Here is a 16,084-nt window from a genome sequence, read left to right as displayed (position 1 = left end):
AAACGCCCGGGAAAGACGCATCTTGCCAAACACCAGAAATGTTGCGGCACCCATCCTGAATTTTAAATGAGGCTAAGCAGTGGGTTAGGTAATGCGATCACCGCGGGATTTGATGGACATCAACGGCCTGCGGATCTCAAACGATGTCACCGCTTGGCTGCCTTCTGCCGGGTTACGACCTTCTAAGTGATCATAACTTGCCTTGGATTGCTGACAGTAGGTTCATTGTACACGATGCAATGAAGTGTGTGCACAGTGTCGCCACAAAAAGGCGAATTCAGCGGTCAAAACTCAGGCCGAGCTTCCGCTAAAGAAACAGTCTCTAAAAAATAAAGAGAAAGGCATCATAAAACTAAAGGTTTGACCTACCTTAAACCTAAGGACCACTTTGGGCTTGTTCCAAAGAACGCAGTTCATTCAAGCTGATCGGTCTAACACAACCTGTCTGATCATTTGTGCGGTGCCTTGCACCGTTCAAAAACCGCCCAACCCAATCTGTCTCATCCCCTGCATGAAGGCCACTCATCAGCTGCTTAGCGTCCCCGCGTGGTGCCGTCTCGCTGCTTTCACTCTCTTGCTGTGTCAGTTGGAATCCACGCAGGCAGCCTCGTTCTACTGGGACACGGACACCACCACGGCTGGCAACAACGCGAATGGCACCGGCCTCGGCGGCACCGGTGCATGGGATCTGACGACCTCAAACTGGTGGAATGGTGCAGCACTCGGCCTCTGGCCCAACACCAGCGCGGACACGGCCATCTTCAGCGCACCCGTGACGCTGCTGCCCACGTTGAGCACAGTGACCCTCAGCCCCGGCATCATCGCCGGTCAGTTGTCCTTCCTTCGCAGCGGTTACACACTCACCGGCGGCAGTCTCACTCTGGCAGGTGGCTCGCCCACCTTGAGCGCGGCCTTGGGAGAAAGCGTCACCATCAACACTCAGATTCTCGGCACGGGAGGACTCACGATGCTGGGAGGAGGCACCATCCGCCTCGGCAGCAATGCCAATGCCTACACAGGCACCACCACCATCAGCAACGGTTCGCTGGTCATCACCAATCAAGGAGCACTCGGCGCTGACACCTCGGCCATTGTTGTCACGGGCTTCAATCCGGTGATCGCCTCCACCAATTTGCGCGGCTTTGGCAGCGGTTCGTTGGTGCTGGACGGCGGCGCCGGCGGCATCACCATCACACGCGATTTGTTGCTGCAGGGGCAGGGGCCCATCTCCGACCGTGGCGCCGCTCTCATCAGCACCGGCGTCAACACGCTCTCGGGCTCAGTCACCATGGGCGCCCCCTATGTCACCACCAACCTCAGCACCCGCATTATCTCCGCGGATGGCGTCCTCAATTTCACTGGCTCCCTGAACGTGCTCGGTACTGCCGCGACGACCATCAGTTCCCTCGGCGGCACCAATCAGGCCGGTGCCAGTTTTTACAACATCTCCGGCGTGCTCACGGGCTCGGGAACTCTTGAAGGCAGTGGCGGTGGTACACTCTACCTCCATCCCACCGACACTTCCGGCTTCTCCGGCACCATCCGCGTCAGCGGCAGCGCCGCCAGCGGCCAGAGCGAGGTCCGCATCGACTCATCCAATGCCCTCGGCACTCGCACCGCCGGCACCACCAGCGCGGTGCTCGACTTGAATGGCGGCGTCCTCGCCGTGCTCATGGACTCTCCGGATGTCAAAGTCTCGAACGGCACCAACGCCAATGTCTATTTCCGCGCCGCCAGCACCATTTTTGCAGACCACGCACCGAACAGTTCGGCCAAGGACCAGACGGTTTCTTTCGGCAACTTGTCCTATGAAGACGGCATCACGCTCACCTTCAACAGCCGCAACGGCTACGGCATGAGCTTCACCACCGCACCGGTCAATGGTGGCAACGGCGATACCACAATGACCAACAATCTCCAAGGTGGCGCGCTGCTCACCTTCACCGGAAATTTCTGGAGCAACACCGAGAACACCGGCAACCGCACCATGACCATCAGCGGCAATGGCAACACCCTGATCAATGGCAACGTCAATGGCGCCTCCGCCGGTTTCGCGCACAACCTCACCAAGTCCGGCACGGGAACCCTCACCATCACCGGCACAGCCTCGACTCTCGACGGCGCCGTGAGCGTGAGCGGTGGCACGCTGGCCGTCAGCGACTGGCGTGCCATCAACAACAACACCGGCACCATCAACATCGGCAGTGGTACCACCTCGGCGACATTCAGCGTCATCGGCAACAATGTCCTCCAGGCCAGTCTGACCACCAGCAAGGTCATCAATCTCGCCGGTACCACCGGCGGCGCCACCATCCTCGCCAGTCAGACCGGCACCAGCCCCGGCCTCATTCTCAATGCAGACTTTGCTGCCACGGGAGGCAGCTCGGCCAATGCGAAGACCTTGACCCTGGGCGGCACCAGCATAGCACAGAATACCATCAATGGCATCATCTCCAACAACGATGCAGGCGGTCTCGTGAATCTCACCAAGGTGGACGCAGGAACCTGGGTTCTCGCCGGCGCCAATGCGTTCACCGGCGCCACCACCATCACCAACGGGATTTTGAAGCTCAAGGCCAATGCCGCCGTCTCGACGATCATCGCCGACACCTCCGCGATCACTTTCAATCAGGTCAACCAATACGCAGGCGGCACCCTGGAGTTTGTCGGACAGGCCAGTGCCAGCAACGTGGAGACCCTGGGTGTGCTGACCCCCGCTCTCGGCTCAGGCACCATCAAGCTCACTCCCGGCAGCGGTGGCACCGCCTCGCTGGTCTTTGCTTCGCTCGGCACGGTGGGCGGCGGCAGCACCGTAAACATCGTGGCTCCCACCAGCAGTGACACCGTCTCGTTTGCCTCCACCAGCATCACCGGCAACATCGCCAATGCAGGACTCTTCTACAACGGTTCAGACTTCGCCTTCGTCCCCGGTGCCGGGCTGGCCGTGCGTGCGCCCAATTATTCCAGCGACGCAGATTTCGCCACCAGTGCCACCGCGCTGACCTCGGCCCAAAGCAATGAAATCACCGGCAGCTTCAGCAATGCAGCCGTCACCATCGACTCACTGAAGATCAATGGAGCCCAGGCCCTCAACATGACCGGCCTTCTCACCATTCGTACGGCTGGCACCACAAACGCTTCCGGCGGCATCATCCAGACGGGCGGCTCCGGCTCCATCTCCGGCACCGGCGTTACCACCGGCGGCAGCGGAGCGCTGGTCATCAATGTGGACGGCGGCGCAAACACTCTGACTCTCAATGCGCCCATCACCAGCACCACGACCGGGGGCTTCACCAAGGTCGGCGCGGGCACGCTGGTCATCGCTGGATTAAACGCGCAGACCGGCGTCAACTCGATCAACGAGGGCACCGTCCAGCTTGCCACCGGAGGTCGCTTGAGCGCAGGCGGCTCCACAGCGACTCTGTCCATCCGCCAGGGCGCCGTTTTGGATCTGAACGGAGTGAATGTCTCCCTCGGCATCGACGACTTCAACAACAACGGCACCGTCACCAACACCAATGCTGCAGCCGTGACCCTCACCATCGGCAACAGCAACGGTGCCGGCACCTCCTTCGGCATCATCGATCAGACCAATGGCGTCATCAATCTCACCAAGCTCGGCACCGGCGCCATGTCATTCAGCGGCCTCAGCACCTACACCGGCATCACCACCATCAGCTCCACCGGCATCCTCACCGTGTACAATGTGGCGGACGGCGGTTTCGCCAGCGGCATCGGCGCGGCCAGCAATGCGGCGGGCAATCTTATCTTCACCGGCACCAGCGCCACCCAAGCCTACGGCGGTCTCAGCTTCGCCGGCACCACCAATGATTCCACCGATCGTCTCTTCACCTTCAACGGCGGTGCCAGTGGCGGCGCACGCATTCAGGCCAATGGCGTCAACGGAGCCACGCTGAGCTTCACCAATACAGGTGCCTTGGCTTTCGGCGCTGCCGCCACTGGCAATGCCCAGGGCCTCGTCTTGGGCGGCGCTTCCACCGGTGACAACCGCTTCGCCCCCATCATCAATGACAACGGTTCAGCCCTGACTTCGCTCTACAAGGCGGATGCCGGTGTCTGGATTCTGGGAGCGGTAAACAACTACTCCGGCGCTACCACCATCACCGGCGGCCTCCTCTATGCCAACGACGGCACAAGTCTCCCCACAGCCTCCAATCTCGTGCTGAACGGCGGTTCTCTCGCCACCACCGGAGCCTTCGTCCGCACCCTCGGCACCGGTGCCGGTCAGGTGCAGTTCGTGGGCACGGTTGCCAGCGGTTTTTCTGCGGGCGCTGCCCCGCTCACTGTGGACCTCGGCAGCAATCCCATCTGGGGCAGCACGGCCGGCTTCCTGGATGGCGGTGCCTTGCTCTTCAATGCCATCTCACAAACCGTGAACGGCATCGCCTTGTCCGACGTGACCATGCTCAACGGATTTCAAATCACCAAAGGCACCTCCATCTCCGGCCTGTCTCTCACCACCACCGCCGGCAGCGCCACCGTGAATCTCGCCTCCGGCACCACCGCCGGACTCACCGCCGGCCAGACGATTTCCGGCAACGCCGCCATCCCCGCCGGTACGACGATTGCCAACATCATCAGCGCCACTCAGTTCACCCTCAGCAGCGGCACAGGAGTGCTTGCCGCGACCGGTGTTTCCACCAGCGTTTCTGGCGACGGCTACCGTCAGGTCAATGTGGGCGACTTCACCACCAGCGGCTCAGACTTCGCCACCATCAGCGGCGTCATCTCCGGTGCTGGCAATCTGGCCAAGGAAGGCGCGGGCATCCTCAATCTGCGCGGTGCCAACACCTACACCGGCCAGACCCTGGTGCGGCAGGGCACCCTCGCCGTGGAGACTCTGGGCAGCAGCGCCACGCCCGGCAGTTCCAGCGTCGGCGATTCCACTCTCGGCAACACCAGCACCGGCGCCATTCTCCTCGGCAACGGCACCACCACGGGCGGCATTCTGGAGTATGTCGGCCTCGGTGAAACCAGCGACCGCTACATCCGCCTCAACACCACCACCGCCAGCAATCAAATCCATGCCGATGGCGTGGGCCCTTTGATTCTCACCAACGTGGCCAACGACCTCGTGCTCGGCAGCAAGGTTCTCCTCCTGCGTGGCGTCAATGCCTCTGGCAACATGATCACCAGCGTGTTGTCCGACAACGGCGGAACCCTCGGCATTCAGGTGGACAGCTCCGCCATGTGGATCCTCACCAACAGCTCCAACAACTACACCGGCACCACCACCTTCACCGCCGGCTCCCTCGGCATCGGCGATGACAACGCTCTTGGCACCAGCACTCTCGACTGGAGCAACGGCACCTTGTTCTCCTACGGCGCAGACCGCACCATCAGCAACGCCGTCCGTCTCATCAACAACACCACCACCGCCTTCGCGGGCGATTACAGCCTCACCACCACCAGCGTCTTCCAGTTGCTCCAGTCCGCGAACAACTCCGGCCTCAACAACAACGTCGCCAGCGGCAAGGCCCTCACCTTTGCCGGACTCACCTCCGACCTCATGACCGCCAATCGCTCCTGGACCGTTGACGGCTCGGGCACGACGATCATCAACGGCGCTTTCACCACCTCCACCGCCTTCGGCGTCGTGCTCACCAAGACCGGTGACGGCGTCCTCCAGCTCAATGGCACCGGCTCCACCTACAACAAAAACAGCGCCCTCACGGACATCGATCGCGGCACCCTCCGCATGGGGGCGGACAACGCCATTCCCTCCGGCGCTGGATTCGGCGGCGTGGCCCTCAGTCCCGAACTCGCCAATGGCGACACCGCCACCTTCGATCTCAATGGCACCTCCCAGACCATCAATGGTCTCACCGCCAGCACGGATGGCACCGCAGTCATCGACAACACTTCTTCCACGGCCGCCTCCCTCACCTTTGGTGCCGCCGACTCAGCGGTCAGTTACGGCGGCGGTGTCGGCACCTACTCCATCCAAAACAGCGGCGGCGGTGCTCTCTCCATCACCAAGACCGGCACTGCTGCGGCGGTCATATCCAGCGGAGTCACGCTGACCTATACCGGCACCACGAACGTGAACGGCGGTTCGCTGACCATCGGCTCATCGCTCAATGGCACCACCGGTCTCAGCGTCACAAACGGCTCCACACTCACTCTTACCGGCGGCATCGCCGCCCCCGCTGCCGTCACCAGTGTGGTCGTTGCCAGCGCTTCCACGCTCAGTCTTCTCAACGGGGCAGGGGACAGGCTCAATCAGCTCACCATCCTCTCCCTCGGTTCCACTGGCGGAACCATGACCACCCTGAATTTGAATGTCGGTGACGGCGGCATTTCGGGAGACAACGCCACCACCGACCTTCTCGGACTTCTCGCAGGCGGCACCCTGCAGCTCTTTGCGGGAAATCAGATCAAGCTGAACCTCAGCGACACCGGCCTCAACGCATCCCAAACCTACAACCTCATCTCCTCCGCAGACGGCGGTCTCATCACCGGCCCCCTTGGCGCGGGTGATTGGATCCTCGGTTCCACCCCGGGTGGTTTCAGCTCCATCACCATCCATCAAACGGACAACCTCATATCCATCACCACCGGCACCCTCATCACCGGCACCTCCTACTGGCGCGGATTGACGGACACCACTTGGAACGGCAACGTCAACAACTGGTCCCAGGATAAAGCAGGCACCATCGCGGCGCTCTCCACTCCGGGCCAGGGCACCGATGTCATCTTTCAGTGGGATGCACCCTCCAGCGCGGCCGTCTCCACCATCTTGGAGCAAAGCTTCAAGATCAATTCCCTCACCTTCGAGGCCGCCACCATTGGCGCAAACACTCCGGCCTCCGTCACCATCGCTTCCGGCATCGATCCTTCCTTCCGCCTCAGCATCGCCCCGCAGGTCGCCACCGATGGCATCAAGATCACCGCCGGCGGTCCGGCCACGGTGAATATCACCGCTCCCCTTCGCATCGTTTCGGATCAGACTTGGAGTGTGGCGGACGCAGCCTCCGTCCTCTCCCTCGGCCCCCTGTTCGGAGAGGCCGATGTCATCAAAAGCGGCGCGGGCAAAGTGACCCTCACCACCGCTGCCGATCTCACCTTCAACACCACTGTCACCTCGGACTTCACCATCAATTCAGGCACGTTGGAAATCCTCACGGCCACCGCTTTGGGCAGCACCGCCAACAGCAACCTCGCCACCATCACCGTCAACACCGGCGGTGCCTTCTACTACAACGGCGCTGCCAATGCCGCAGCCACCGGCGTCGCCAACAAGCTCACTCTGACCGGCGGCACTCTCTCCGCAGGCGGCAATGCCGGAAACAATTACTACACCGGCACCGTGAATGTCAGCGCGGGTTCATTCATCAACATGCGCGGCTCCAATTCCGCCGTGCTCACCGCTACTCAGGGCAATGTGGTTCTCAGCGGCGTGGTCAGCGGCGCTGGCAGTCTCACCGTGGACTCCATCAGCACGCTTTCGAGTGGCAACCAGTTGACCGGCACCCTCTACTTCCAGGCGGACAACAGCGCCTGGTCCGGCGGCATCAATCTCATCCGCGGCACCGTTCAAACTCAGACCGTCACCGGCCTCGGCACCGGAAACATCACCGCCAGCGCCGGCCGCATTCAGTTCGTCACCGCCGGCGGCACCACTTACAACCTCGGCCAAAACATCACCGTGGATGGCCTCGGGGGCATTCTGGAATTGAGCGCAGACGCCTCAGGCACGCCCGTGAGCGACATGACCGTCAACCTCAGCGGCATCATCACCATCGGCAGCGCCGCCAATGCAAACAACGCCCTCCGCATCAGCCAGGCCTCGGACAACTTCAGCATCATCAACATCACCAATTCCATCGTCCTCGGCAACAACGCCAGCCTCAGTTATCAAGGCTCCTCCGTCCGGCCCTTGACCATTTCCGCCGTCATCTCCGATGGTGGTTTGGGCCGCAGCCTTGCCATCAATGACGAGCTCGGCGCCTGGGCTGTCACCAGCCAGACCATACGTCTCCTCGGAGCCAACACCTTTGGCGGCGACATCTCGCTCAAGGAGGGCACTCTCGAATACAACACCGTCACCAACAGTGGTGGCGCCGCCAGCAGCCTCGGCCAGGGCTCGGCCATCAACATCACCGGCACATCCATCCTGCGTTTCATGGGTGACACCAGTCAGTCCACCAACAGGGCGCTCACCTCCACGGCCAGCTTCACCTTGGATGCCAGCGGCACTTCGGGGTCCATCATCACCTATGCCGGCGCCATCTCTCAGGGTGTCGACAACAGCCTCACTCTCACAGGCACCGGAGAAGGTATCATCAGCGGCGGCATCTCCCAGCCCACCGGGACATCCGTGGCCGATCTCAATGTGAATTCCGGCATCTGGACCCTCCGCGACAACACAGTCACCATCGCCGATGATGTGATCGTCACAGGTGCCTCCACCGTCCTGAACCTCAACACCACCGGTGTGCTGGCCGCCGCCAATCCGGCGGGAACCAGCAGCGGCCTCTACGCTCGCACCGGTGCCATCATCAATCTCAACGCGGATGATGTGAACGGCGTCGCCAACAGCGGCGGTCTCGACTTCATCATTATCGGCGACTCTGGCGGCCCTCAGACCGCCATCCTCAACACCAACACCTTCAACATCACCACCCTGCGTTTCGACGTCGGTCAGCGCGATGTCGGCCTGGTGGGCCAGATCGACGGCACCGGTACGGTCACGGTGACCGGTGGCGACATCAATCTCTACACCGGCACCATCAACGCCAACCTTGCCAGCAACGGCACTAACGCATTGGAAAAATTCGGCCTCGGTACCATCACCCTCAAAGGAGACAACAGCGGCCTCACCTCCACCGGCAACAGCATCCTCTACGAAGGCACTCTGGTGCTCGATTACACCGTCAGCAACACCACCAAGCTCCGCACCGGCTCCGCTCTTGAAATACTCGGCGGCAATCTCGTCCTCACCGGCAGCGCCACCTCCGCTACCAGCCAGACCGTGGCCAGCACCACTTTGGACGGCAGCTCTTCCAGCGACAACAGCGGTGCCAGCACCATCACGCTCAATCCGGGAGCCGGGCAGGAAATAGTGCTAAACCTGGGGGCCATCACCCGCACATCCACCAACCGGGACGGCACCATCCGCTTCATTCTGCCTTCCGGCACACAGAGCGCCACCCATGGCTTCACCACCTCCACGCTCAACGGTACTCAGGGACTGCTCGGCACCAGTGCTTTCGCCACCGTGGATGATGGCACCGGCGTCTGGTTCGCCACCAACGCCACCAACCTCGCCGGTGGGAACATCGTCGCCCTCGTCTCCACCGTTAAAAACGATGTCTCCACCTGGGCTGTCGCTGATCACATCACCGACGACACCACCGGCTTCACCGGCACGCTTCAGGGCCTGAACATCAACAGCCTCCGCTTCAATGCCGTGACGGGTTCAGATTTGATCATCGCTCAAACAGGCGTTCTCAGCATCGCCAGCGGCGGCATCCTTGTCACCAGCAATGTCGGCGGCACTCCCAGCATCCAGGGCGGCACTCTCGCTTCGGGCGTCACCGAACTCATCATCACTCAAGACAGCGCCCAGACCTTCACCATCAGTTCGGACATCCGCATCAACCATGCAGTGACCAAGTCCGGCACGGGCACCCTCCTCCTCACCGGCAACAACGTTTACACCGACGAAACGGAAATCCTGCAGGGCACCCTCCAGGTCTCTGGCGGCAATGCCATCGGTGACAGCTCCATCGTCTCTCTCAGTGCCTATCAGGACACCACCTTGCAGCTGCTCGCTGACGAGACCATCGGCCGTCTCTCCGGCGGCCAGCGCGCCACGAATTCTGACAACGGCACCGTCGCCGTCGGCACCCACACCCTCACCATCAACGAAGTCTCCAGCACCACCTATGCAGGCTTCTTCACCGGCACCGGCGGCATCATCAAGCAGAGCGCGGGAAATCTCAATCTGACCAACCTCAGCACAGGATTCACCGGCATCTTCACCGTGGCTGGCGGTACCCTCCAGCTCAGCGGCAGCGGTCAGCTCAATGCCTCCACCATTCGCATCAGCAAGGATGGCGCCCTGCTCATCGACAACAACGGCACCACCCGCTCCGGCACCCGCATTCTCGACAACACCACCGTCACTCTTGACTCCGCAAACGGCACCTTCAGCGGCCAGACCATTGTGCGTGGCCTCGCCATCCGCACCGATCAGGGCGCGACCACCAGCGAGACAATCGGCAGCCTGAATTTTGCCTCGGGCGCAAACTATCTCAGCGGTGAAACAACCAACTCCACCGGCACGGCCCTTTCCGCGATCACTGCGGATGATTTCATCCGTCTGAACAATTCCACGGTCAATGTCCGTGGTCGTTCCCTGGGGCTCACGACTGGCAGTCGCAATCAGTTCCTCATCGGTACCGCTGCAAACCAAACCGCTTTCATCGCCACCATGGTCGGTGGCGGTGGCCTCGCCGGCAGCACCAGCATCAGCATTGTGCCCTGGGCCGTGGGCGAGACCACCAGCGGCGCCCTCACCGCTGGCAACATGGGCAACTCCCTCGTGACCTACGTCAGCGGCGCTGGTTTCCGCCCCCTCGATTTCACCACCGAATACAAAACTCTCGCTCTCTCGGGGGCGACCGACAATGTCCGTGAATCACTGTCCGCCAACCTCACCGGACTCACCGGCAGGACCATCAACGCCCTCGTCCTGAACAACGCCGCCACACCGGCTCTCAGCGTCACCGGCTCCGGCGCAGGCCAGTCGCTCGGAGTCACCAGCGGCGCGCTGCTCTTCACCGTCACCGGCGCGGTGACAAACACCGCCTACACCACCACCCTCGGCGGCTTCGACAATGGCATCACCGTGGGAAGCACCAACGAGTACGTCATCAGCGTCATCAATCCAAACTCCTCCAACAGTTTGACCACCGGCTCCACCACCTTTGGGAGTTCGATCGTCACCGTGGCCAGCACCGCAGGCTTGCAGGCTGGGATGCCGGTTTTCGGCGCGGGCATCGCATTGGGGGCCACCGTCCTGAGCGTGACGGATGCCACCCACTTCGTCATGAGCCTGCCGTCCATTTTGACCGCCAGCAGCCAGACCTACCAATACGCCACCCTTGAAAACCTCACGGCCAGCATCAGCTCCTCGCTGACCTCCACGGCGGACATCACCAAATCCGGCCGCGGCACCTTGATCCTCAGCGGCGTCAACACCGCCGGTGGTGGCACCAGGAAGACCACCCTCAATGAAGGCATTCTCGAAATCGCCTCTCTCGGTAACATCGGCGGCACCACCGGTTCACTGGTCTTCGCCGGTGGCACGCTTCGCCTCGGTGCCGGATTCACGGATGACATTTCATTGCGCACGATCCTCTTCCTCCAGGGCGGTGCCACCATTGACACCAATGGCAACGATCTCGCGCTCGCCCGCTCGGTCGGCTCCGGCGTCGGCGGACTGACCAAGACCGGTCTTGGCAAGCTGACCCTGAACGCCGCCGCCACATACACCGGAGCCACCACGATTGCCGGCGGCACGCTCACTCTCGGGGCGGACAATGCCACCGGTGTCGGCGGTGATCTCAACATCGGAGCCGGTGCCACTCTGGACATGGTCATCTACAACATCACCGCCGGTCTCGTGTCCATCTATGGCGACAGCCCGGCCATTCTCGGTTCAGGTTCCATCACGGCCAGCGCCGGCTTCTACTTTGGAAGCACCAGCAACATCGGTGTGGACACCGTGCTGGCTGGCGCTGGCGGTCTGCTGAAAACACAGGCCAGCACGCTCACCCTTTCAGGCTTGAGCACCTTCACCGGCCCTGTCGAAGTTCAGGCCGGCACTCTCAGCTTTAACTCCATCACCAGCGTGGGCGGTGGTGCTAGCTCACTGGGCAGTGCTTCCACGGCTCAAAACGGCGTCATTCACATGGGGCTTGGCTCGACTGCCACCACGCTGATCTACACTGGCGGCGGCAGTATCAGTGATCGCACCATCGGCATGCAGGGCACCACCGGCGCGGTTACTCTGGATGCATCAGGCTCCGGCGCGCTGGTGCTCGGCGGCGTCCATTTTGAAACGGCAGGCAACAAAACGCTCACCCTCAAGGGACTCTCCGACTCACTTCAGGCCAACACTCTTGGCAGCATCAACGAATACAACCTCGGCGTCCTGACCTTGGTCAAGTCGGACACGAACACCTGGGTCATCAGCGGCACCAGCTCTTACTCCGGCGCCACCAGCATCAACGACGGCACCCTCCGTTTCACCGCAGACCAGACCCTCGCGGGCGCGCTGAACTTCGGCACCGCCAACTCCATCACCACCGCAGGCACGCTGGATCTCTCCACCGCCAGCGCCACCTTCGCTGGAAACCTTCTCGTGCAGACAAACACGGCTTCTGAAACCAATGAGATCCTCATTGGTGCCGGGGAGTCCCTCACGATTGGCGGTACAGTGACACTGGGCGGTACAGCCACCAACTCAACGACCCTCTTCTCCGCCTCAGGTGCGGGCACCTTCAATGTCATCAACACCACAGGCACAGGTCTGACCTTCCTCGTGGGCAACAACGGCTCCACCAACACCACCACCGCCGACTTCAGTGCGCTGGCCGCCCTGAATGTCTCCCTCAATACCACCAGCGGCATTCTTCAGGTCAGCAGTTCCACGGGAACCAACAGCACGGGATTCGCCACTCTGATCCTGGCGCAAAACACCACCATCACCGCAAGCGCTCTCACCGTCGGCGGCGGCGGTGCCTACAATGGCAACGCCGGGCAGATCAACTCGCTGAAACTCGGCACCGGCACCAACGTCATCAATGTCGATGCCATCAACATCGGCACCGGCTCGCGTGATTTGGGTTCCATCACATTCCTGAATTCCACGGGCACTCTAGTCGTTCGCGCTGCCGATGGCATGGCCGCCGCCGCCTTCAACATGGGTGCTGGTACCAGCGTCACCGCTGCGCTGCTGCCTGTGGGCAATCGGAACACCTTTGATGTCTCCGGTCATACGGTGGACCTTCTCTTTGGCGCTGTGTCCATTGGCACGCAAAACACCAGAACCGGACCCATGGAAAACCTCTTTGTCTTCGACACCGGCACCCTGACCACCGGCAATCTCACCATGGGCTCCAAGACGGCCGCTGGCAACAGCACCAACGTCATGAATCTCGGCAGTGGCGTCGTCACCATCGGTTCCGGCACCGGCACAGCCGCCACTCTCGCCAGCAACACCAGCACCGGAGCGGTAAGCTCCACCATCAACGTCACAGGCGGCACAGTCACCATCGGCTCTGGCGCAGGTCAGGCGCTCATCATGGGCAACAGCAACACCAACGCCACCGGTACTACCACCACCGCTCTCAATGTCTCCGGTGGCTCTGTCACTCTGGCCACCACGGGTGCCACCGCCGTCACCATGGCCACCGCCAATGCTGGCAGTGCCACCGCCACCATCTCCATCACCGGCGGCATTCTCACCGTTCAGGGAGACATCCTTCGCGGCACCGGCTCCGGCACCCGCAACGCCACCATCACCCTCAATGGCGGCACGCTCGACATGACCGGCAAATCCATCGGCGCTTCGACCAATGCCATCACCTTGAATGCCCAGTCCGGCACTCTGACAAATCTCGCTGAATTCAATGGCGGTGGCGCCTTCACCAAGACCACCACCGGCACCCTTTACATGGATGGTGTGAACTCCTACACCGGCACCACCACGGTCACCGACGGCACCCTCCAGTTCCTCCGTGAGACAGCTCTTTACAACAACACCTCCTCAAGCTGGACCGCCGCCAACATTACGGTCAGCAGCGCTGCCACCGCCGCCTTCAACGTCGGTGGCACCGGCGAGTTCACCGCTTCAGACGTGGACATCCTCAAGTCCCTTGGTACCTCCACCGGCGGCTTCACCAATGGCTCTTTCATGGGCCTCGACACCACCAACGCCTCCGGCGGCAGCTTCACCTATGGCGGCAGCATTGCCGACACCAACAGCGGCGCAAACAGCGTGGGCCTCAAAAAACTGGGTGCCAACACCCTCGTTCTCACCCAGACCAGCACCTACTCCGGCACCACCTCCGTCGCCGCAGGCACCTTGCAGGTGGGCGATGGCTCAACCGGCGCTCTCGCCGGCTCCGGCATCGTCACCGTCAGCACCGCCGCCACACTCTCCGGCTCCGGCAGCATCGCCGGCGCCACCGTCATCACCAGCGGTGCCGTCCTCGCCCCCGGCGTGGGTGCCACGAGCACCAGCAATCAAACCCTCACCTTCACCGCAGCTGCCACGGCGGTGAACGTCAACGATGGTGGTCAGATCCAGCTCAGCCTCACCTCCAGTTCCCAAGTCGATTCTGCCTTTGATCTCTCGGGCAGCGCTCTCACCTACTTGAACACCCACGGCGGTGCAACCGGCACCCCCTACACCACCATTTGGAACCAGTCAGGAAATTACGACAGCGTCAGATTGACCAACGGCACCTTCACTCTGGGCACCACCGCAGGCGGCACCCTCAAGCTCCTCAACAACAGCGCCACCCTCGGGGCTGGCAGCATCTTCAAACTCCTCGACTGGACCACCGTGGGCACCGCAGATTCACTCGCCGGCTCCGGCTCCTTCACCCTGGCAGATCTGGACCTCTCAGGTGTGGCTCTCGGCTCCGGCCTCTCTTGGGACACCAGCGCCCTCACCACCTATGGCGTCATCGTCGTCGTCCCCGAACCCTCCCGCATCCTCCTTCTCCTCCTCGGCCTCTCCGCTTTCACACTCCGTCGCCGCCGCACAGTTACCTGATCAGCTTGGCCGGAGCATTGGAAATGACTTCATGGCCCTTTTAGCTCCATGACATTATGCGGTCACAAAGCGATTCCCCTCTCCCCATCGATGACATGACAATGTCTAGGACGTCTTTGGGGAACCGTAGCGAAGCGGAGATGGACGAAGTCAAAGGTCAGGGTGAGGGGACACTCCATGCTGGCGAAGGCTGCCCACAGTTCTTTCATCTCGTCCACTTCCCGAAGGAATAGATACAGTCCCGGCTTCCCTGTCCTCCGTAGCTTTAGAGCATATTAAATAATACTATAGCCACAAGAGGCAAACCAACCCTTGGCGTCTTTTTCTGTGATTTTTGAGAATGCCAGGCTGATGGCCGCATCGAGTTCTGCTGGTGTGCGTGCCTCCGCAGTGCGCAGCAGCGCCTTGATCTTGCTCCACATCTTCTCGATCGGGTTGAGGTCGGGCGAGTAGGCTGGCAGGAACCTCACCTCCGCTCCTGCCTCTGCCACCAAGCGCAGCACTTCCGGGCTCTTGTGCACCGCAAGATTGTCCATCACGACGATGTCGTCCTTTTTCAGCGTGGGACAGAGCACCTGGCCGATGTAGGCCACAAAGGCGTCGGTGTCAGCTGCTCCTGAGAGGTGCATGCAGGCCGTGGTGCCATCCAGCCGGATGGAGGAGATCATCGTCGTGCTCTGCCAGCGGCCGCAGGGAGCTGCGGCATGCAGCCGCTTGCCGCGTGGCGCTCTGCCACGCAGGCGGGTCATGTTTGTCTTGGCTCCGCTCTCATCGATAAAGACCAGCCGCCAGGGTTCTAGTCCGCCTTGCTTGCGCTTCCAGCGGCGGCGTGCTTTGCGGACGTCCTCCCGGTCCTGCTCGGCGGCGCGGAGTGTCTTTTTATATATGTCAGCCCCATGTCCGCAAGCACGTAATGGATCGCCGGCAGCGTGCACTCCAGGCCGAGTGCCTCGCGCAGCTCGGCCAGCGTCATGTCAGGCTTGCGCTTGAGGTGCTGCCGCATGGCAATGCGGTGCTCTGCCACGATGGTCTTCTTGCGTCCTGCAAGATGATGCCGGGACTTGATGCAGCCGGTCTTGCTGCGCTGCTGGAGCAGCTTTTTGACCATGCCCAAGGAGACGCGAAAGCGCCGTGCGATCTCGTCACGCGTGCCTTCACCTTTGTCATAGGCGCTGACAATGCGTTCACGTAAATCCAGAGAGAGTGTTGCCATACCACTTTATAGCAGGCCTCTACCCGGATGGCTATATAATTATTTAAAATGCTCTA

General features: G+C 61.6%; 3 protein-coding genes. 1 reads left to right on the top strand and 2 read right to left on the bottom strand.

Annotated elements, in window-relative coordinates:
- Positions 1-511: 511 nt before the first annotated feature.
- Positions 512-14,815 (top strand): beta strand repeat-containing protein, encoded by a 14,304-nt coding sequence (locus tag WAW39_RS22410; protein ID WP_422321388.1) that lies wholly within the window; start codon positions 512-514, stop codon positions 14,813-14,815.
- Between the two features lie 275 nt (positions 14,816-15,090).
- Here the strand turns inward: WAW39_RS22410 and WAW39_RS22405 are convergent, their stop codons facing one another.
- Together WAW39_RS22405 and WAW39_RS22400 are read right to left on the bottom strand one after the other, a co-directional pair.
- Entirely contained in the window at positions 15,091-15,702 is a 612-nt protein-coding gene (locus WAW39_RS22405; RefSeq protein ID WP_422321416.1) for an IS630 family transposase, read from the bottom strand.
- The gene (locus WAW39_RS22400) at positions 15,612-16,028 is read right to left on the bottom strand and encodes a hypothetical protein (RefSeq protein ID WP_422321387.1); all 417 of its coding nucleotides are present in this window, start codon (positions 16,026-16,028) and stop codon (positions 15,612-15,614) included. Before WAW39_RS22400 ends, WAW39_RS22405 begins: the two co-directional genes overlap by 91 nt.
- Positions 16,029-16,084 lie beyond the last annotated feature (56 nt).

The sequence above is a fragment of the Prosthecobacter sp. genome (assembly GCF_049294395.1).
Classification (GTDB): Bacteria; Verrucomicrobiota; Verrucomicrobiia; order Verrucomicrobiales; family Verrucomicrobiaceae; genus Prosthecobacter.
Note: the sequence above shows the minus strand (reverse complement) of the source record. Positions and strands in the feature narration are given on the sequence as shown.

Coding starts and splice junctions, on each gene's coding strand:
- WAW39_RS22410 (WP_422321388.1), top strand. CDS start 512: ATGAAGGCCACTCATCAGCTGCTTAGCGTCCCCGCGTGGTGCCGTCTC.
- WAW39_RS22400 (WP_422321387.1), bottom strand. CDS start 16,028: ATGGCAACACTCTCTCTGGATTTACGTGAACGCATTGTCAGCGCCTAT.